At 73.1% G+C, this 19126-nt stretch carries 17 protein-coding genes and 1 pseudogene; 8 read left to right on the top strand and 10 right to left on the bottom strand.

What is annotated here, in order from left to right; all coding sequences use genetic code 11:
* The 5 genes from L615_RS17650 to L615_RS17670 all read right to left on the bottom strand — a co-directional run.
* The coding region (locus L615_RS17650; RefSeq protein WP_145725913.1) for a DUF222 domain-containing protein at nt 1–723 on the bottom strand (723 nt) is incomplete at its 3' end.
* A 60-nt stretch (nt 724–783) separates the two neighbouring features.
* Entirely contained in the window at nt 784–1386 is a 603-nt protein-coding gene (locus L615_RS17655) for a hypothetical protein (protein WP_145725915.1), read from the bottom strand.
* On the bottom strand, nt 1383–1991 hold the full coding sequence (locus L615_RS17660; protein WP_186449917.1) for a GNAT family N-acetyltransferase: 609 nt from the start codon (nt 1989–1991) through the stop codon (nt 1383–1385). Before L615_RS17660 ends, L615_RS17655 begins: the two co-directional genes overlap by 4 nt.
* Nucleotides 1992–2380: 389 nt before the next feature.
* Complete coding sequence (locus L615_RS17665; RefSeq protein WP_145725918.1) at nt 2381–2890, bottom strand: metallophosphoesterase; 510 nt, start codon at nt 2888–2890, stop codon at nt 2381–2383.
* On the bottom strand, nt 2872–5010 hold the full coding sequence (locus L615_RS17670; RefSeq protein ID WP_145725920.1) for an MMPL family transporter: 2139 nt from the start codon (nt 5008–5010) through the stop codon (nt 2872–2874). Before L615_RS17670 ends, L615_RS17665 begins: the two co-directional genes overlap by 19 nt.
* A 132-nt stretch (nt 5011–5142) precedes the next feature.
* On the opposite strand from L615_RS17670, the gene L615_RS17675 reads away from it, so the two are divergent.
* Entirely contained in the window at nt 5143–6273 is a 1131-nt protein-coding gene (locus L615_RS17675; RefSeq protein ID WP_028654980.1) for a sensor histidine kinase, read from the top strand.
* Nucleotides 6270–6926: a response regulator transcription factor gene (locus L615_RS17680; RefSeq protein ID WP_145725921.1), complete on the top strand. Its 657-nt coding sequence runs from the start codon at nt 6270–6272 to the stop codon at nt 6924–6926. The genes L615_RS17675 and L615_RS17680 overlap by 4 nt, the downstream gene beginning before the upstream one ends.
* Before the next feature lie 22 nt (nt 6927–6948).
* Here L615_RS17680 and L615_RS17685 read toward each other — a convergent pair whose 3' ends face one another.
* Nucleotides 6949–8724 (bottom strand): bifunctional UDP-sugar hydrolase/5'-nucleotidase, encoded by a 1776-nt coding sequence (locus tag L615_RS17685; protein ID WP_145725923.1) that lies wholly within the window; start codon nt 8722–8724, stop codon nt 6949–6951.
* Nucleotides 8725–8965: 241 nt separating this feature from the next.
* On the bottom strand, nt 8966–9118 hold the full coding sequence (locus L615_RS23480; RefSeq protein WP_186449918.1) for a hypothetical protein: 153 nt from the start codon (nt 9116–9118) through the stop codon (nt 8966–8968).
* Nucleotides 9119–9217: 99 nt separating this feature from the next.
* Between L615_RS23480 and L615_RS17690 the strand changes: the two genes are divergently transcribed.
* Nucleotides 9218–10216, top strand: a complete 999-nt coding sequence (locus tag L615_RS17690; protein ID WP_145725925.1) for a carboxypeptidase-like regulatory domain-containing protein — start codon at nt 9218–9220, stop codon at nt 10214–10216.
* Nucleotides 10217–10299: 83 nt separating this feature from the next.
* Here L615_RS17690 and L615_RS24780 read toward each other — a convergent pair.
* Nucleotides 10300–10824 (bottom strand): annotated as a pseudogene (locus L615_RS24780) (pyridoxamine 5'-phosphate oxidase family protein); the annotation flags it as partial.
* Complete coding sequence (locus L615_RS17700) at nt 10716–12053, bottom strand: TIGR04338 family metallohydrolase (RefSeq protein WP_051485566.1); 1338 nt, start codon at nt 12051–12053, stop codon at nt 10716–10718. The gene L615_RS17700 and the pseudogene L615_RS24780, both read right to left, overlap by 109 nt.
* 133 nt (nt 12054–12186) lie before the next feature.
* Between L615_RS17700 and L615_RS17705 the strand changes: the two genes are divergently transcribed.
* On the top strand, nt 12187–12891 hold the full coding sequence (locus L615_RS17705; protein ID WP_145725928.1) for a hypothetical protein: 705 nt from the start codon (nt 12187–12189) through the stop codon (nt 12889–12891).
* A 19-nt stretch (nt 12892–12910) separates the two neighbouring features.
* Here L615_RS17705 and L615_RS17710 read toward each other — a convergent pair whose 3' ends face one another.
* A complete protein-coding gene (locus L615_RS17710) occupies nt 12911–14062 on the bottom strand; it encodes a CDP-glycerol glycerophosphotransferase family protein (protein WP_051485565.1) in 1152 nt (383 codons plus the stop codon).
* 80 nt (nt 14063–14142) lie between these two features.
* On the opposite strand from L615_RS17710, the gene L615_RS24605 reads away from it, so the two are divergent.
* From L615_RS24605 to L615_RS17730, 4 genes are read left to right on the top strand one after another with little or no spacing between them, the layout of a single operon-like run.
* Nucleotides 14143–14811, top strand: a complete 669-nt coding sequence (locus tag L615_RS24605) for a DapH/DapD/GlmU-related protein (RefSeq protein ID WP_028654976.1) — start codon at nt 14143–14145, stop codon at nt 14809–14811.
* 6 nt (nt 14812–14817) lie between these two features.
* Nucleotides 14818–16707, top strand: coding sequence for an acetoacetate--CoA ligase (locus tag L615_RS17720; protein WP_051485563.1), 1890 nt, complete (start codon nt 14818–14820; stop codon nt 16705–16707).
* Nucleotides 16704–18062, top strand: coding sequence for a hemolysin family protein (locus L615_RS17725; RefSeq protein WP_036517166.1), 1359 nt, complete (start codon nt 16704–16706; stop codon nt 18060–18062). Before L615_RS17720 ends, L615_RS17725 begins: the two co-directional genes overlap by 4 nt.
* Nucleotides 18055–19122, top strand: coding sequence for a hemolysin family protein (locus L615_RS17730; RefSeq protein ID WP_145725930.1), 1068 nt, complete (start codon nt 18055–18057; stop codon nt 19120–19122). The genes L615_RS17725 and L615_RS17730 overlap by 8 nt, the downstream gene beginning before the upstream one ends.
* Nucleotides 19123–19126: the final 4 nt, after the last annotated feature.

Raw genomic sequence — 19126 nt, forward strand, 5'->3', positions numbered from 1 at the left:
GAGGAGTGCGAAGGCGGCGAGCTTGCGTTCGGGCTTGCTGACGTCGGGCATTGCTTCTTCGAGCTGCCGGGCGACGGCGTTCAACGCCGCGTCGGCGGCGAGGATGGTGGTGGCGTGGTCGCGGATGGTGAGGGTGGCGATGCCGTGGCGGTTGACGCGGGACATGCGCACGAAGCGGTCCTTCTCGGCTGCTTCTTCCTTCGCTCTGGCTAGTTCGGGGGCTGCGGCGGCGACCTTGGCCTCGACGAGGGTCTCGAACCGTGCCCAGGGCAGCCTGCCGTCGGCGACCTCGTGGATCTCGTCGTCGACCCAGGCGGCTTCGTCGGCGGTGAGGTCGCGGGTGGCTTCGGCGACGTGGCGGGCTTGTCGGACGCGGATGGTGCCGGTGTCGATGCCGGCCTGCAGCTTCGGGAGTCGGTGGTGGAGGTCGACGGCGTCGGCGATGAGTCGTTTGGCGCCGAACGGTGAGGTCTGGATGCGGGCGCCAAAGGCGGCGGCGGCGTATTCGGTGATCCTGGGTGTGTCCTCGGCTCCGGCGGGACGTGCGCGGTCGCGGCCGCGCTGGTCGTGGGGCGGGAGTGTGTCGGGGTTGTGCAGGATCGCCCACTGGTAGGCGGCGCGGAGGATGTCGCGCTCGGCCTGGAGCCGGGCAGCGTTGCGGTCCTCGACGAAGTCGAGGACTTCCCTGGCGGTCATCTCCGCCACCGCCCGATCGGTGACCATGACCCCACTCAACACCAGACCACCGACACAAACCCTTGCCGATGAGGCGTCGTCCACAGCTCAGCGTGACGTCTGCTGCAGGTCCTCCCGGACAGGGGCGTCGTCTGGTGCTGCAGGCGGCTGCTTCGGCCAGATCGTGTGCGCGACCGGCCAGGCCAGCAGCCAGATGACGAGGCCCGCGGTGAGCCCGTCGATCCACGACCTCAGGGCCTCCGTGCGGTTGGCGTCGTCGACGAGGATGATCGCGGCGCCGAGCAGCGCGCACGCGACCGCCCATGCGACGAGCGCGTGCAGCCACAGCACCCACTCGTGCCTCGTCCGTTCACGACCGTGCTGCGGTCGCGGGTCCGGCGCCGGACCACCGCCGAACCGGTGGGCCCACCGTGCGTCGGCCCGGGTGACGGTTCGGTGACCGAAGCCGGCCGAGAGGCCGATGTAGGCCGCGGCCAGCCCGTGCGCGGTGCCTGCCGTGCTGCCCGAGCGAAGGTCGAGGATTGACGCGACCAGCAGCACCACGTCGACCACGGGCGTGCAGGCCAGCAGGACCGTGCTGGTGCGGCGCCAGCCCAGCAGGTACCTGGTGCCCAGACCTGCGGCGAGGAAGGCCCAGAAGGCCACCTCGCACGCGACGACCAGGACGACGAGGTGGCTGCCGTCGCTCACTGGTCCGAGGGGACCGGCTGGGGCGCACGGCTCATCAGCCAGACTGTCGGTCCGCCCTCGGGCAGGGTGACCTCGTCGGTGGTGACGAAGCCCAGTCGTTCGTAGAGCCTCACGTTGTCCGCCGTGCTGGTCTCGAGCCGCACCGGCACCGACCGGGCGTCGGCCGTCCGTAGTCCGTGAGTCACCAGCGCCCCGCCGATCCCGCGCCGCTGGTGGCTGCCGGCGACACCCAGGCTCTCCAGCGTCAGGTGCGGGCCGTCCGGCCGCAGCGGACCGAGCAGGTCGTCGGCCCGAGCCGCTGCCGCGGCACGGCTCCCGAGGAGCTCGGTCAGCGCGGGGCCGACTCGCTCCCACACGTGCCCCGGCACTGCGGTGGCGTCCAGCCAGATCGCCACGCCGCAGACCGAGCCCGCGTCCTCCGCGACCGTGACCTCGCCGTACGGCAGCGCCAGCTCCGCGACGCACAGGCGCTGGATCGCCTCCAGTCGCTGGACGTGCCGATCCCCGTCGACCGTCCAGCGGGTCCACGGGTAGTCGGCGAACGCGTCGGCCAGGATGCCGGCGACGTCGTCGACGTCCCCCTCCGTCGCGGCCCCCAGTCGCAACCCGACCCTGTGTCCTCCCTCGTGCACAGCGGTCATTGTGGGCCACAGGCGCTGACTGTTGGTGAAGGCTCACCACTGCTGTCTCGGCAAGGTCGGGGGAACTGCCGAGGAAATGCCCCATCTGGGGCATTCCCGGACGCCCCAGCGGTGCGAACCTGCCAACAGTCGGTGTCCTCGGCGCCGATGGAGGGAGCACCCGCACACGTCACTAGCACCCAGGACTGGCAGCTCTCCGGAGGGAGAACCAGGGAGCTGTCACCGAGTGCGGTGGCCAGAGCAGGTCGGAGCGCTGCCCAGTGGGCGCGCGGTGGTTACCCCATGGCCCCGCGCGAACAGCAGCCGGAACCTGCGATGACGGCCACCGCACTCATCTCGGGCGGGTCGTCGCCTCACGTCCGGGGCGGCAGCCGGTGCAGCACGACGTCGCGGAGCCCGCCGTCCGCGGCGGTCGCAGTCAGGTAGGTGCAGTGCGGCTGGCAGCGGCGGTCCGTGGGGGAGCCCGGGTTCAGCAGCCGCAGGCCGGTGGAGGTGACGGTGTCCCACGGGATGTGGCTGTGTCCGAAGACCAGCACGTCGAGGTCGGGGTGCTCGGCGCTCATCCGCTCCTCGCGCCCCTTCGCCTGCCCGGTCTCGTGGACCACGCCCAGGCGGAGACCCTCCACCTCGACCCGGGCGACCTCCGGCAGGCGCTCGCGCAGCTCGCCGTGGTCGTTGTTGCCCCAGCACGCCACGAGGCGGGCGGACCGCTGCTCGAGCTCGTCGAGGAGGCGTACGTCGACCCAGTCGCCCGCGTGGAGGACGAGGTCGGCCGCCTCGACCTCCCGCCACACCTCCTCCGGCAGGTCGCGGGCGCGCGTGGGCACGTGCGTGTCGGCGAGGATCAGCAGTCGGGTGGCCATGACCCGGTCAACGGTACGGGCTCAGCGCAGCCCGGGCTCGCGCTCCGGCTGCGGCGTTTCCGTGGGCGCCCGACCAGCCGGTGCAACCAGCGCGGCAGCCACCAGTTCGCGTGGCCGAGGAGCGTCATGGTCGCGGGGACGAGGACCAGCCGGACGACGGTCGCATCGAGGAGGATCGCCGTCGCCAGCCCCACGCCCATCATCTTGATCGCCGGGTCGCTGCCCAGGACGAAGCCTGAGAAGACGGCGACCATGATCAGGGCAGCCGCGCTGATGGTGCGTCCGGTGCCGGCGATCCCGGCGACGACCGCGCGGGTGTTGTCGTGGTGTCGGCGGTACTCCTCGCGCACCCGCGACAGCAGGAACACCTCGTAGTCCATGGAGAGGCCGAAGAGGATCGCGAACATGAACAGGGGGATGAAGGACACGACCGGGACCGGCGCCTCCACGCCGATCAGCGCGGCCGCCCAGCCCCACTGGAAGACCACGACCAGCACGCCGTACGCCGCGCACACGCTCAGCAGGTTGAGGACCACCGCCTTCAGCGGGACCAGCACCGAGCGGAAGAGGACCGTCAGCAGCAGGAACGACAGCACCAGCACCGCCACGACGAAGCGCGGCATCCGGTCCTGCACCCGGTCGCCGAGGTCGGCGAAGGTGGCGGTCTGGCCGCCGACGTGGGCGGTTGCGACGGTGCCGTCCAGCACGGCAGGGAAGACCTCGCTACGCAGCCGGTCCACGGTCGCGCGGGTGGCCTCGTCCTGGGGTGAGGTCGTGGGCTGCGCGACCAGGACGGCCACGCCGGCGCCGTCGTCGACGACCGGTTCGTCGACTGCGGTGATGCCCGGGTCGGCCGCGGTCGCGGCGGCGAGCGGTGCCACGACGGAGCCGTCGCGGGAGATGTCGACCGCGATCACCAGCGGGCCGTTGGCACCGGGCCCGAATCCGTCGGCGACCAGGTCGTAGGCGCGGCGCTCGGTCGTCGAGACCGGCTTGGTGCCGTCGTCGGGGAAGCCCAGCTCGAGCGCGAGCACGGGAGCGGCCAGGGCGGTCATCAGGGCGGCACCGCCGAGGAGGTACGCCGTGGGGTGGCGCGTCACGTGCCTCCCCCATCGCGACCACCCGGTGCCCGGGCGGTGGGGCTTGCGCCGCCGGCCGTCCACCCGGTGCCCGACCAGACTGAGGAGGGCCGGGAGCAGGGTCACCGAGGCGAGGACCATCACGAGCACCATCGCCGAGATGGCGACGCCGCCGCCGGTGACGAACGGGATGCCGGCGACGAGCAGCCCGAGGATGGCCACGACCACCGTGCCGCCGGCGAACACCACCGCCTGGCCCGCGGTCGCCAGGGCCAGTCCTGCCGACTCGGCGACCGGCATCCCCAGGGCGAGGTTCTCGCGGTGGCGGGTGACGACGAAGAGCGCGTAGTCGATGCCGACCCCGATGCCCACCATCGCGGCGAGCTGGGGCGCCCACGCCGGGATGTCGACCAGCCGGGTCACCAGGCTCATCGAGGTGGCACCGACGACGAGGCCGGCCAGCGCGATGCCGATGGGCAGGCCCATGGCGACGACCGAGCCGAAGGCGATGAGCAGGACGACCACCGCGACCACCATCCCGGCGGCCTCGGCGAGCCCGGTGGGCGCCTCCTCGAAGGCGAAGAACAGGTCTCCGCCGGCCTCCACGGTCACGGACCTCTCGTCACGCAGGTCGGCGACCACGTCCTTGAGGGCGGCCAGGTCGGCAGCGTCGAGCTGCTCGAGAGCGGGGTACTGCACGCGCACCAGCGCGACGGTGCCGTCCGGCGAGACGGTGCTGGTCGTGCCGAGCACGTGGGGGAGCTGCTCGAGGGCCGACTCCGCCGGCGCGACGTGGGCTGCGGCGTCCCCGGCCTCCAGCACGACGTGGGCCGTGAGTCCCGCCTCGTCGGCGCCGGCCTCGGCGAGCAGCTCGCTCGCCAGGTGGGAGTCGAGGCCAGGCGCCTCGAAGCTCTCCTCGAGCTCGCTCCCGAAGGCGACGGAGGAGGTGACGACGACCAGGGCGAGGACGACCCAGGCGGCGATGGTGACCCACGGGTGGGTCGCGGCAGACCGGCCCAGCCGGTGGAGGAGGTTCGACATGCCACCACCGTGGCCCGGCGGCGGGCGGCGCACATCGGGCACAGGACGGGCACGCAGGTCGGCCGAAAGTACGGGAGGGGACTCGTGCCCGAGTCGGGTACGGCGAGGGCCGCCGATCCCTAGTCTGGGCGCGTGGTCGCCGCCTTCCTGCGCTCGGTGCTCGCCGAGCCGCGCGTCCCGGACCCGCCGCCGCGCGCGTGGTGGGACTGGGCGCTGGTCGGCGCCCTGCTGGCGACGGCCGTGGGCGAGGCGGTCCTGCGACCGGACCTGCCGGCGCGGACCGTGGCCGTCGTGGTCGTCCTCGTGGTGGTCCCGGCCCTGCTGTGGCGTCGTACCCAGCCGCTGGTGGCGACGGCGGTCGGCTTCGGCGGGGCGATGGTGCTGCAGGTCGCTGCGGCCGTCGAGGGAGCCGCCGACGTGGGGCTCGAGACGATGGTGTGCGTCCTGCTGCTGCCCTACTCGCTGTACCGCTGGGCCTCCGGGCCGGAGGCGCTGGCCGGCACGGCGGTCGTCGCGGTGCCGGCAGGCATCGGCCTGGCGACCACCGAGGCGGTCGGTGACCGGGTGGGTGGCGCCATGGTGCTCGTCGCCGCGTTCGCCCTCGGGGCCGCGATGCGCTACCGCGCCGTCGCGCGCCAGCGGGAGGTGCAGCAGGTGCGGGCCCTCGAGCGCGGCGAGCTCGCCCGCGACCTGCACGACACCGTCGCGCACCACGTGTCGGCCATCGCGATCCAGGCCCAGGCTGGGCGCGCGGTCGCGGCGACCGACCCGGCTTCGGCGGCGGAGGTGCTGAGGGAGATCGAGGCGGAGGCGGCGCGCACGCTGGCCGAGATGCGGTCGATGGTCCGCGTCCTGCGCGACACCGACGCGGCCGACTACGCCCCGGCGCGCGGCATCGACGAGCTCGACGACCTCGCCCGGACGAGTCCCCTGGTCCGGGTCCACCGCACCGGCGACCTCACCGGCCTGCCGCAGCCAGTCGCGGTCGCCGTCTTCCGGATCTGCCAGGAGTCCGTCACCAACGCCATCCGGCACGCCCGGAACGCCACGGCGGTCACCGTCGGGGTGACGGGGGAGGCCGACGTCGTCCGGCTGCGGGTGCACGACGACGGGGAGGCGAGCCGTCCGGCGCCCGCCCTGGGCTACGGCCTGCTCGGCATGGCGGAACGGGCGAAGCTGCTCGGCGGCGCCTGCCACGCCGGCCCCGACCCCGTCGGCGGCTGGACCGTCGAGGCGACCCTCCCGCGGGCGGTGCCACAGTGACGATCCGGGTGGTGGTCGCCGACGMCCAGCGGCTGATCCGTGCCGGCCTGACGATGATCCTCGACGCGCAGCCCGGGATCGAGGTCGTCGGCGAGGCGGCAGACGGCCACGAGGCGGTCCGCGTCGCCCGTGAGCTGCGACCGGACGTGTGCCTCTTCGACATCCGCATGCCGGGCATCGACGGCGTCGAGGCCACCCGCCAGCTCGCTGGTCCGGGCGTGGAGGACCCGCTCGCCGTCGTGGTCATCACGACCTTCGACCTCGACGAGTACGTCCACGGGGCGCTCAAGGCCGGCGCCCGCGGCTTCCTGCTCAAGGGCGCCGGTCCCGAGCTCCTCGTCCAGGCGATCCACGCCGCCGCGAACGGCGACGCGCTCATCTCGCCCGACGTCACCCGCCGACTGCTCACCACCCTGGCCGGGCTGGAACGGAGCGCCCGGCCGGTGCAGCCCGTCGAGCCGCTCACCGAGCGCGAGGAGGAGGTGCTGCTGACCGTGGCCCGCGGCCGGACCAACGCCGAGATCGCCGACGAGCTCCACATCACGCTCAGCACCGTGAAGACGCACGTCGGCGCGCTGATGACCAAGCTCGGCGCCCGCAACCGCGTCGAGGTCGCGATGTGGGCCTACGAGACCGGGCGGGTCCGCGGCTAGGCCGCGGACGCCGTCCTGCTCGTCACCCCGCGGTGATCCGGTCCCGCGCGGGCGGGGAGATCGGGCTGTGGGCCGTCAGGTACGCCGTGAACGCGTCGAGGTCGATCGGGCCGCTCCACAGGTCGGTGCCGTTGAGGAACTCCGAGAAGCCGTCGCCACCGCCGACGAGGAAGTTGTTGGCGGCGACCCGGTAGCTGGCAGCCGGGTCGAGCGGGACACCGTCGATGGTGATGTCGGAGACGCGGTCACCGAACGGGGCGGACAGGGTCGCCGTGTAGCGCAGCGTCGACGACGGCGAGAGGACGGCGGTGCGTGCGGCCGTCCACTGCTGCTCCAGCAAGGCGTCGAGCTGGGCGCCGGTCAGCGTGACGACCTGCATGAGGTTGCTGAAGGGCTGGACCGCGAAGGCCTCGCCGTACGTCACCACTCCGTCGGGCGCGAACGCCAGGTCGGCGCGGATCCCGCCCGGGTTCATCAGCGCGACCTGCGCGCCGCCGCCGGTCCGCGTCGCCTCGAGCTGGGCGTCGGCGATGACGTTGCCGAGCACGCTCTCGCCCACGGCCGTCTGCGCCCGGTTGAGGTCGGCGGTGATGGTGCCGACCTGCTGGTTCGCGACGGCCGCGACCCGGTCCCGCCAGTCCTGGACGAAGGCCGCGGTGGCGGGGTCCGGGGCGATGTCGCGGGTGACGACGTGGTTGTCGACGGTCACGGTGGAGCGGATGACGTCGCCGCTCTTGCGGTCGACCTTGAAGTCGGCCTGGGAGATCACCCGGCCGAAGGACCCGCCCTGGCTGTAGAGGCGCGGGTTGCCGGCCGGGTCGGTGACGGTGCAGACGTAGGCCTGGTGGGAGTGGCCGGAGAGGATGAGGTCGATCTCGGGGTCGACGTCGGTGGCGATGGTGGTGCCGGCTCCGGCGGAGCCGTCGGGGTCGGGGGCGGTGCTGCACGCGTCGGGCGACTGGCCGGCCGTCACCTGGTCGCCCTCGTGGACGAGGAGGACCTGGGCGCGCACGCCCATCCAGCTGAGCAGCTCGGAGCCGAACTTCGCGGACTCGACGACCGGGTTGAAGGTCAGGCCCTCGATGCCGGCGGCGGTGACGATGGTCGGCGTGGTCTCGGTGACAGCGCCGATGAAGCCGACGCGCACCCCGTTGACCTCACGTACGGCGACCGGGGGGAGCGCCGGGACGCCGTGCTTGGCCAGCAGCTTCTTCAGCTGTCCCGGGGGAACGCGCTTGAGCACCTCGAAGCCGTCCACGTCCGGCAGCTTCGTGGCGTCGTCGAGGAGCACGTTGGCGCCGAGGTAGTCGAAGTCCGTGCCGTCCCAGGGACCGGCGGGGGAGTCACCGTCGACCGGGTGGGAGCCGCCGTTGATGAGGCGCACCAGCTCGTCGTACCCCTCGTCGAACTCGTGGTTGCCCACCGCGCTGGCGGTGACCCCGAGGTGCTCGAGGAACTCCAGCGTGGGCTCGTCGTGGTAGGCCGCGGAGATCAGCGGCGTGGCGCCGATCGCGTCGCCCTGGGCGACCTTGAGGGTGTTCTCGTCCTCGAGCTGCTTCATCCAGGCGGCGGCGTACACCGCACCGCCGGCCTCGACGGTCGCGCCGGTCTCGTCGACCATCCGGCCGCTGGACCCGGTCGGTGGCTCGAGGTTGCCGTGGAAGTCGTTGAGGGCGAGTAGCCGGACGGGGATCTCCCCGTGCGGCTTGGCCTGCGCGTCGGGCCCGGCAGCGAGGGCCAGGCCGGGGAGTGCGACGACGGCAGCGGCGACGATCCTGAGCGAGCGTGAGACGGCCACGGGAACCCCTTCGTTCGGCTACCAAGCGACTCTAGGTGGGTTCCCGCCGCGGTCAAGCCCCGCAAATGAGGGATCTTGCGGGTAGCCTCGCGGCAACGGTCACGACCGCGGGAGACCCGATGTCGCGACAGCTCGCGCTGCTCCTCTGCCTCGTCCTCGCCGCGCTCGCGGCGTCGGCGCCGTCGTTCGCGCTCACCGACCGGTGGGCGTCCTGGTCGGCGGTCGAGGGCTCGTCCAACGACTACCGGTTGACGATGACCCAGCGCTCGCCGGGCTTCCCCGCCGCGACCGTGTCCACGGACTCGCGGTCCCCGGTGCAGGTGGCGTCCGGCGTGTCGGTGTCGCTCGGTGCGGCCACGCCGCCGGGGGCGAAGTACGGCAGCAGCGCCGGCAACCCCTACCTCGTCCTGCGCCCGCGGGCCGACACCGCGACGCGCCGTCGACGACGACCTACACCTTCGAGGACCCGACGCCCGCCACCGGCTGGACGTTCGTGCTCGGCGACATCGACGCCGACCAGGTCCGGATCACTGCCACGGACGAGGCGGGTGCCCCGGTGCCGGCCGCCGAGGTGGACTCGTGGTTCCGCGGGGCCTTCAACTATGCCGGGGGCGCGGACCTGCCCCTGTGGAACCCCGTCACCTCCACCCTGGCCGGCAACGTCGCCGCGCAGGACACCGACGGTGCAGCGGGGTGGTTCGAGCCGGACGTCCGGCTCACGAGCCTCACCATGACCTTCACCCGCCGTGCCGGGCTCCCCGTCTACCAGACCTGGTTCGTCAGCCGGGCCCGGCCGATCGGCGGCACCGTCACCGACGTCTCCACGGTCGGCAGCTGCCCACCGGGTGGCGCGACGCTGACCCTCGTCTCGCCGTACGGCGACGAGCTGGCCACCACGACCGCGGCTCCGGACGGCTCGTACTCCTTCGGCGAGCACGCCACCCAGGACGGCTACGTCGTGCGGCTCACCGTCCCCGACGGGTGCGCGGTGCTCGGACCGTCGGAGCAGACCGTCTCCAACGCGGGCAACGACGGCGACCCCGCAAGCCGCGCCGACTTCGACGTGCGCGCCATCGTGCCGCAGCCGATCAGCGGCACGGTCCGCGACGGCGACGGCAACCCGGTTCCCGGCGTCACCGTGACCCTCGACGGCCCCGGGGGTCCGGCCACCACGACCACCGGTGCCGACGGCACCTACCTCTTCGACGACCGCCTCCCCGGCACGGGCTACACGGTCACCGTCGACGTCCCGGACGGCTACACCACCGGTCCGGGCGGCACGCAGATCAGCGACGTCGAGGTCGACGACGCCCCGGTGACCGGGCAGGACTTCACCATCGTCGACCTGCCGGCCGTCTCGGGCCCGACACCCACGCCGACACCCACGCCGACACCCACGCCGACACCCACGCCGACACCGGGGCCGACACCGGGGCCGAACGGCGCCGACGGAGGACCTGACTCGCTGCCGCTGCCGGCGACCGGCTCCTGAGCCGGGCTAGGAGCGGCCGCCCCAGCGGCCCCAGCGGGCCCGCCCGCGGCGAGCCGCAGCCGCAGCACGACGTCGCTCTCGCGCGGCACCCAGGTGCGCAGGGGAGCGTCGAGGGCGTCGGGCGTCAGGGCCTCGGCGCGGCCGCGGACCAGGACGCTCCAGCCGGCGTGCAGGACCGGGCTGATGTCGTCGACCTCCAGGCACACGACGTTGCCCGGCGCGTGCGTGCCGAGCACGCTCGCCGCCACCGTCCGTACGACGACCGCGTCGTCCACCAGCGCGTAGTTGACCGGCACGACGTGCGGGCCGTCCGGCGTGCAGACCGCGACCCGGGCGACCGCGCTGTCACGCAGGTGCCGGTCGCACTCCTCCCTGCTCAGGACCTCCAGCTCCAGCACGGCTCCATCCTTCCCCTCGACTCTGCGGCTCAGGGACAGCCTGCCGTGCGCGGCGGCCGAGGGGGAGGGGCGAAGGTCCTCCGGCAGGTTCGACCGGTGGTTCAGCCGGTGATCGCGCGCTCGGTGCCGAGCCGGGCGCGGGCGGCCGCGCGGACGCCGGCGTCCCGGGAGCCCGGTGCGGCGTGGGCGGCCGAGGCGGTGCCCTTCCACGTGCCGCGGATGCCGTGCTCGCGCTGCATGTGGCTGAAGTAGTCGACCACCTCGACCTCCTTGGCGCGCAGGGCGACCTCGGTGGAGGACGGCCGGTCGTCCACGGCGGGCTCGGCGGCGATCGCCGCGGCGCGGGCGTCGTCGCGCGCCTTCGCGAGCCGGTCCCCGACGTGGTCGGCCCAGGCCTCGTAGAACGCGGCCCGTGCCGTCGAGCCGTGCACCGGGCGCTCCACCCAGCGACGCTTGCGGGCGTCCCACACCTGCCGGGTGTCGGCCTTGTGGGCGCCGGAGCGCAGGTGGGCGTCGCCGTCGGCGACCATCTGGGTGACGAGCGTGGCGTAGAGGGCCTTGACCACGGCGATGTCGCCGGGGAAGCCGTAGAGCGTCACCCGGGTGTTGCTGGTGTAGATGGCCACGCGGACGTCGTTGGCGCGGGCGATCTCGAGCACCAGCCGCACGTAGCGCGCCAGGGACCGCTTGCCGGACTCGCCGATGAGCACGGTCTCCCAGGTCGGGTCCTGGCGCTGCTCCTCCGTCTGGGCGCTGGCGCGGGCGACGGCGAGGGCGATCTGGTGGCGGGTGGCGAGGGTCTGTGCCTTGGCGAAGAACGCGTCGCGCTCCGCGGGGTTGCTGGTCCGCTCCGCCTGTCGCAGCAGGCGGCCGATTCGCAGCAGCGTGCGGTCCTCCCCGTCGACACCGGTGTCGAGGCCGGACAGCCGGTAGGCGGTGTGCAGCAGCTCGGCGAGGACCGGCATCCCGATGTCCTCCAGCAGCCGCAGGAAGGTCGTGCGGAAGCGCGGTCCGTGCCCGTCGGCGCCGGCCAGGTGGTGCGCCACCTCGTGCAGCACGACGGCTGCCCGCAGCGACCACGCCCCGCCGACCTCGCGCGGCGGGATCGCGACGACGCCGCGCAACGGGAGCTCGCCGCGCTCGTAGTGCGCCTGCCGGGCTCCGCGGCGGGGGCGGACCACGACGGGGACCGCCGCCAGGTCGAGGCCGGCGCCGTCGTCGTACCGGCTGCCGGTGAAGACCAGGTGGGCCAGCACCCGGTCGACGTAGTCCTGCACGTGCGCCGGGTCGGTGAACCGGGGCTCGGTCTCCGGCTCGAGCTCGAGGACCTCGGCGCCGACCGTGATCCGCAGCGGGTCGCCCGGCCGGCGGCGCGCCTCGTCGAGCCAGCCGGCGAGCAGGTCCTCGGCGGCGTACACGGCGGAGGTGTCGTCGGTCATGGGGGCAGCCTCTCAGGTGGGTCCGACACCGGTGGTTCGCGGCGGCTGGTTTGCGGCGGCGCCGGCGGTGGAAGAGAAGTGCTGCGGCACAAGTCGCCAATCCTTCTCACCAGAAATTTCGGGGGCAACACCCATGCATGTGAAGCTCATGCGACGCGTCGCCGTGGTGGCGATCGCGCTCGTCGCCAGCACGCTGTCGCTGGTCTCGGTCTCGGCGGCGCCGGCCCACGCGGCGGTCGCAACCAAGTCGCACCTCACGGTCAACGGCAAGAAGGCCGTCGCGGTCAACTACGGCAAGCGCGTCACGTTCGACGGCTGGGTCTCGGCGCCCGGCCAGTGCTCGGTCTGCTACCCGGGCAAGGTCCAGCTGCAGCGCAAGGTCGGCGGCGGCTCCTGGACGACGCTCGCCACCCGTGCGCTCAGCGCGAGCGTGCCTGCCCCGACGTGGAAGGTGAAGCCGAACCGGTCGGCCTACTACCGCCTGCGCTTCCTGGGCTACGAGGACCTCGCCTCCCCGTCCGCCTCGCCGGCCGTCAAGGTCACCGTCCGCCGCGTGCTGAACGACAACTGGCGCCGTTCCGGCCGCCTCTTCTACGGCAAGGTCGCCCCGGCCTACAAGAACCGGCCGATCATCATCCAGAAGTCGACCTGCGCCCGGCCGCGCGCCGCGTCGTGCAAGTGGACCCGCCTCAAGAGCATCAAGACGAACCGCACCAGCAACTGGAAGGTGAAGATCCCGGTCCAGCGCCGTACGACGCACTACCGCGCGTACATCGCCCCGAGCAACGGCTTCGGCGGCAACACGTCGAAGTACTTCATCACCACGCGTCGCGGCTGAGCGGAGCGACCCGCGAGGGTCAGGCCGACTCGACGAAGCCGGCTGCGGGGCTCGCGCCCTGCAGCCGGTTTCGCAATTCCACGAGCTCCCCGACGGCCTCGACGAAGCGGACGGTGCTGTCACCGACGCCGTTGTCGTCGAAGTAGTGGTGGCGCATCGCGGCCCGGGCCATCCGGTGCTCGTCGTGCGCGAGGCGCGCGGCGAGCAGGTCGCCGAGGTGGGCGAGGACGTCGGCGTCGACGACGTCGGCACAGCGGCTGACCGGGACCTCCTGGCGCAGCCTCTCGGCGTCGTGGTGCCGGTCGGTGATGAGGATCGGCTTGTCGGTCATCAGGTAGAGCCAGTCCAGGCCGACCGAGGAGACGTCGGTGATCATCGCGTCGCAGCCCGGGAAGACCGCGAGGATGTCGCCCTGCCAGATCGCGGCGTGGCCGGCGTCCGGCTCGGCCTCGGCGGCGCGCTCGACCAGGTCGAGGATCGCCTGGTGGCCCTCGCGGACCGCGGGGACCTGGCTGGTGGTGACCTTGGGGTGCGGCTTGTAGACGAGCCGCACGTCCGGCACGGACAGCACCTCCCGGACGATCTCGGGGCCGAAGACGTCGACCGAGGTGTAGCAGTTGTAGTCGGCGTCGCCCTCCCACGTCGGGGCGTAGAGCACCGTGCGCCGCTCGCTGGCCGGCAGCAGGGGCGCGGGGCGCAGGTCGAGCTGGGGCCGGCCGACGCGGACCAGGCGCCACTCGTCGAGCTCCATCAGCGCCGCCCGGTGCCGCTGGACGGCCGCCTCGCCGGCGACGAAGACGCGGTCGTAGGCCTTGGCGTTGTTGCTGACCATGCTGTGCTTGTCGCTCTCGCCGTGGTTGATGTGCACGTGCAGCATCCGGCCGTCGATGAGCGAGTTGAAGTTGAGCATGGAGTTGTTGCAGTAGAGGACGACGGCGGCCTGCAGGTCGTCGTACAGCTGGGTGAGGTCGTTGAAGCCCGGGGCGCAGTGCACCGGCAGCGTCGTGCGCTCCACGACCACGTCCCGGGTGGCCGGGTCGCGGGTCACGATGATGACCGGGTGGACCGCGTCGAGCCGCTCGAGCACCGGCACCCACTGGAGGAGCTGGTAGACCCGGGTCGGGTCGTCGGCGAAGTGGGCGATCACCTGGGGGTCACGGACGGTCTGCACCCCCGGATTTTACGAGTCGCGTCGGCACGCGGACGAACCGAAGAGGCCCCGTCCGTGTTGCGTTTCGGTAACCTCGCCGCGTGCTTCCCTTGCGCCGCCTGGTCAACCGCTCCGTCCTCGCTGCGTGGCAGTGGCTCGAGCGGTTCGGGGACGTCGCCCCGGGGACCGACCTGGCCGACCGCTTCGCCCACTTCGGGCCGGGCGCGTGCCTGGCCTTCCCGATGGCGACGGTGGTGAACCCCGAGGCGATCCACGTCGGCCGCGACACCCTGGTCGGCAAGTACTCCACGCTCTCGGTCGGCTACGGCCCCACCCAGGCGGTCCTGCCCGAGCACGGCCTCCGGATCGGGGAACGGTGCGTCATCGGGGCCCGCGCCTGCATCACCGCGCACGACTCGATCACCATCGGCGACGACGTGTGGTTCGGCCAGGACGTGTTCGTCTCCGACGCCAGCCACGGCTACCAGGACCCCGAGGTCCCGATCGGCCGCCAGTTCGGCGCCCACCAGCCGGTCGTCATCGGCTCCGGCTCCTGGATCGGCCACGGCGCGATCATCCTGCCCGGCACCACGATCGGGCGGAACGTCGTCGTGGCTGCCGGGTCCGTCGTCCGCGGGGTGGTGGAGGACCACGCCGTGGTGGGTGGCGTGCCGGCCCGCACCATCCGCCGCCTCGAGCCCGGCCGCGGCTGGGTGTCCGCCCGCGCCGGAGGCGACGTCCGCGCGGTCGCGGGGGCGCCCGCCCTGTGAGCTGAGATGACCAGGATCGAGGACCTCGCCCGCTTCGCCGCGGAGGCCACCGGCCGGCCGCTGGGCGCCAGCACGGTCGAGGAGTACGACGACCTGTGGGCCTGGTCGGTCGAGGACCCGGACACCTTCTGGACCCTCGTCGCCCGCCACCTCGGCCTCGACCTGCCCGGACCGGCACTCGCCGAGGAGCGGATGCCGGGCGCGGTGTGGTTCCCGCACGCCCGGGTCAGCTACGCCGCGGCCGTCCTCGACGGCCGTCCTGCCGACGAGGTGGCGATCGTCGCGGCCAGCGAGGACCCGGCGGCGACCAGCGAGGTCACCTGGGGCGAGCTGCGCCGCCGCGTCGGCAGCCTCGCCGCGGCGTACCGCCGGCTCGGGGTCGGCGAGGGCGACCGCGTGGTCGGCTTCCTCCCGAACACCCCGGACGCGATCGTCGCCTTCCTCGCCGCCGCGAGCCTGGGGGCGGTGTGGTCGGTCTGCGGCATGGACTACGCCGCCACCGCCGCCCGGGCCCGGTTCGAGCAGCTCGACCCGAAGGTGCTGGTCCACGCGACGTCCTACGTCCACGGTGGCCGCGTGCACGACCGCAGCGACGTCGTCGCCGGCCTGCGCGCCGCGCTGCCCACGCTCGAGGCCGTCCTCGACGTCGGCAGCGACGCGTGGGCCGAGGCCACCGGAGGCGACGACGAGCTGGTGCCGGTCGAGGTGGCCTTCGACCACCCGCTGTGGGTGCTGTTCTCCTCGGGCACCACCGGCCGGCCGAAGGGCATCGTCCACGGGCACGGCGGGGCACTGCTGGAGCAGGCCAAGGCGGCTGCCTACCACTTCGACCTGGGCCCGGGGGAGCGCCTGTCCTGGTACACCACGCCGTCCTGGATGATGTGGAACTTCGTCGTCGGCGCCCTGCTCACCGGCGCCTCCGTCGTCGTGTACGACGGCAGCCCGGCCCACCCGGCGCCGGACGCGCTGTGGGCGCTCGCGGCCCGGCACGGCGTGACCGTGGCCGGGATGAGCCCGGGCTACGTGGCGGCCTGCCAGAAGGCGGGGGTCGGCCCGGCGGGGCACGACCTCACCCGCCTGCGGCGGGTCGGCATCACCGGGTCGACCTTCCCCGCGTCCAGCCACGAGGCGCTGGCCGCCGAGCTGGGTCCGGGCGTCCAGGTGTGCTCGATCAGCGGCGGCACCGACGTCGTCAGCGGCTTCGTCGGCACGGCGCCGCACCTCCCGGTCTGGCCGGGCGAGCTGTCCCGGCCGTGCCTGGGGGTCGCGCTCGAGGCGTTCGACGAGCAGGGCAGGTCCGTGCGGGGCGAGGTCGGCGAGCTGGTGGTGACCCGGCCGATGCCGTCGATGCCGGTCTGCTTCTGGGGGGACGCGGACGGGAGCCGCTACCGCGACGCCTACTTCTCCACCTATCCCGGCGTGTGGCGCCACGGTGACTGGATCACCATCACCGGCCACGGCTCGGTGGTCATCCACGGACGCTCCGACGCGACCCTCAACCGCAACGGCGTCCGGATGGGCAGCGCGGACATCTACGAGCCGGTCGAGGCGCTGCCCGAGGTCCGCGAGGCCTTGGTGATCGGGCTGGAGGAGCCCGACGGCGGCTACTGGATGCCGCTGTTCGTGGTGCTCGCCGACGGGGTCGAGCTGGACGCCGGGCTCGAGGCCCGGATCCGGGAGGCGGTCCGCACCCACGCCTCGCCGCGGCACGTGCCCGACGACGTGATCCAGGCGCCCGGCGTCCCGCACACCCGCACCGGCAAGAAGCTGGAGGTCCCGGTCAAGAAGGTGCTGGCGGGGCAGGACCTCGGCGTCGGCTACGACCCCGGTAGTGTGGACGACCCAGACCTCATCAACTGGTACCGCGACGTGGGCAGGAGCCACCGAACCCGATGACACCCTGGCTGCTGCTGGGACTCGCCATCCTCCTCATCCTCGCCTGCGGGCTCTTCGTCGCAGCCGAGTTCGCCTTCGTCACCGTCGACCGCGGCCAGGTCGAGCGCGCGGCCGCCGCCGGTGACGCCTCCGCCGTCGGCCTGCAGAAGGCGCTGCGCTCGCTGTCGACGCAGCTGTCCGGCGCCCAGGTCGGCATCACCATCACCAACCTCGCGATCGGCTTCCTCGCCGAGCCGGCGATCGCGGAGCTGCTCCGCGGTCCGCTGGAGGACGCCGGGGTCGCTGCGGGTGCGGTCAGCCCGGTGGCGGTCGCCGCCGGCCTCACCCTCAGCACCCTGCTGACCATGCTGATCGGCGAGCTGGTCCCGAAGAACGTCGCGATCTCGCTGCCGTACGCCACGGCCCGGGTCACCCAGGCGCCGATGCGGGCGTTCACCGCTGCGGCGCGGGGGCCGATCCACCTGCTCAACGGCAGCGCGAACGCGATCGTGCGCCGGCTGGGCATCGAGCCGCAGGAGGAGCTGCGCTCGGCCCGCAGCGTGACCGAGCTGGCCTCGCTCATCCAGCGCTCCGCGGACGAGGGCACCCTCGACGCCGACACGGCGGAGCTCATGGAGCGCTCGGTGGAGTTCGGCACCCGGACGGCGGGGGAGATCATGACCCCGCGCGTGCGCACCCGCAGCCTCCACGTCAACGACCGGGCGAGCGCCGTGATCGCGCTGGCCCGCGAGTCCGGCAACTCCCGCTTCCCGGTGCTCGACGACACCGACGCCGTGGTCGGCACGGTCCACGTCAAGAACGCCGTGGCGCTGCCGCTGCACGAGCGCGCCACGACCAAGGTCAAGCACCTGATGGCGAAGCCGATCGTCGTCCCCGACTCGCTGCGCCTCGACCCGCTGCTCGCGCTGCTGCGCGCCGAGAGCTTCCAGATGGCCATCGTGCTCGACGAGTACGGCGACCACGCGGGCATCGTGACCCTCGAGGACGTCATCGAGGAGATCGTCGGCGACATCTCCGACGAGCACGACCGGCTCGGCAGCCGCGGCCGGCTGCGCCGCGACGGCACGTGGTCGCTGTCCGGCCTGCTGCGGCCCGACGAGGTCGAGGACCTCACCGGGGTCGAGCTGCCCGAGAGCGAGGACTACGACACGATCGCCGGGCTGGTCCTCAAGGTGCTCGGCCGCATCCCGGTCACGGGGGACGCCGCCGTCGTACCCCTCCCACCGGAGGGCGACGAGGAGGACGCTCCCGCCCGCCGCGCGGTGCTGACCGTCGACCACATGGACGGCCTGCGCATCGACCGGATGTCCCTGCGCGTCGAGGACGTCGAGGACGAGGAGCCCACCGATGGGTGACTTCGGTGGCGTCCTGCTCGCCGTCTTCCTGCTCGCCGCCAACGCGTTCTTCGTCGGCGCCGAGTTCGCGCTGATCTCCGCACGCCGCAGCCAGGTCGAGCCGAAGGCGCAGGCCGGCTCGAGGATGGCCAGGATCACCCTGACCGCCATGGAGCAGGTCTCGCAGATGATGGCGGGCGCCCAGCTCGGCATCACCATCTGCTCGCTCGGGCTCGGTGCGGTCGGCGAGCCCGCGCTCGCCCACCTCGTCGAGCCCGCCTTCCACGAGCTCGGCGTGCCCGACGACTGGCTGCACCCGGTCGCGTTCGTGCTGGCGATGACGATCGTGGTCTACCTCCACGTGGTGCTCGGCGAGATGGTCCCGAAGAACATCGCCATCGCCGGCCCCGACCGTGCCGCCCTGATCCTCGGCCCGCCCATGTACGGCATCGTGCTGGTTCTGCGCCCGATCATCGTGTCGATCAACGCGATCGCCAACGGCATCCTCCGGTTGATGCGGATCGAGCCGAAGGACGAGCTCGGCAGCACCTACACCCGCGAGGAGGTCGCGGCCCTGGTGGAGGAGTCCCACGGTGAGGGCCTGCTCGCCGAGGACCAGTACGACCGCCTGTCGGGCGCGCTCGGCTTCACCGAGAAGACCGTCGCCGAGGTGATGATGACGCCCGACTCGCTCGCGACGGTCGTCCGCGGGTCGACCGGCGCCGAGGTCGAGGCGCTGTGTGCTGTCACCGGCTTCAGCCGCTTCCCCGTCGTCTCGGACGCGCCCGGCCACGCCGACGAGCTGATCGGCTACCTGCACATCAAGGACGTGCTCGAGCCCGACGAGGAGCGCCGCGAGCGCCCGGTCGCCGACCGCTGGATCCGCCCGTTCGCGACGGTCACGGCCGAGACGCCGCTCCACGACGCCCTCGAGGTGCTCCAGCGCCGCGGAGCCCACATGGCCCGGGTCGTCGACCAGGCCGGTACGACGCTCGGTGTGGCCGCCCTCGAGGACGTCATCGAGGAGCTCGTCGGCGAGATCCGCGACGCCGCCCACTCCGACGACGTGTCCGGTGCATGACGGC

The sequence above is a fragment of the Nocardioides sp. J9 genome (assembly GCF_007829375.1).
Taxonomy (GTDB): Bacteria; Actinomycetota; Actinomycetes; order Propionibacteriales; family Nocardioidaceae; genus Nocardioides.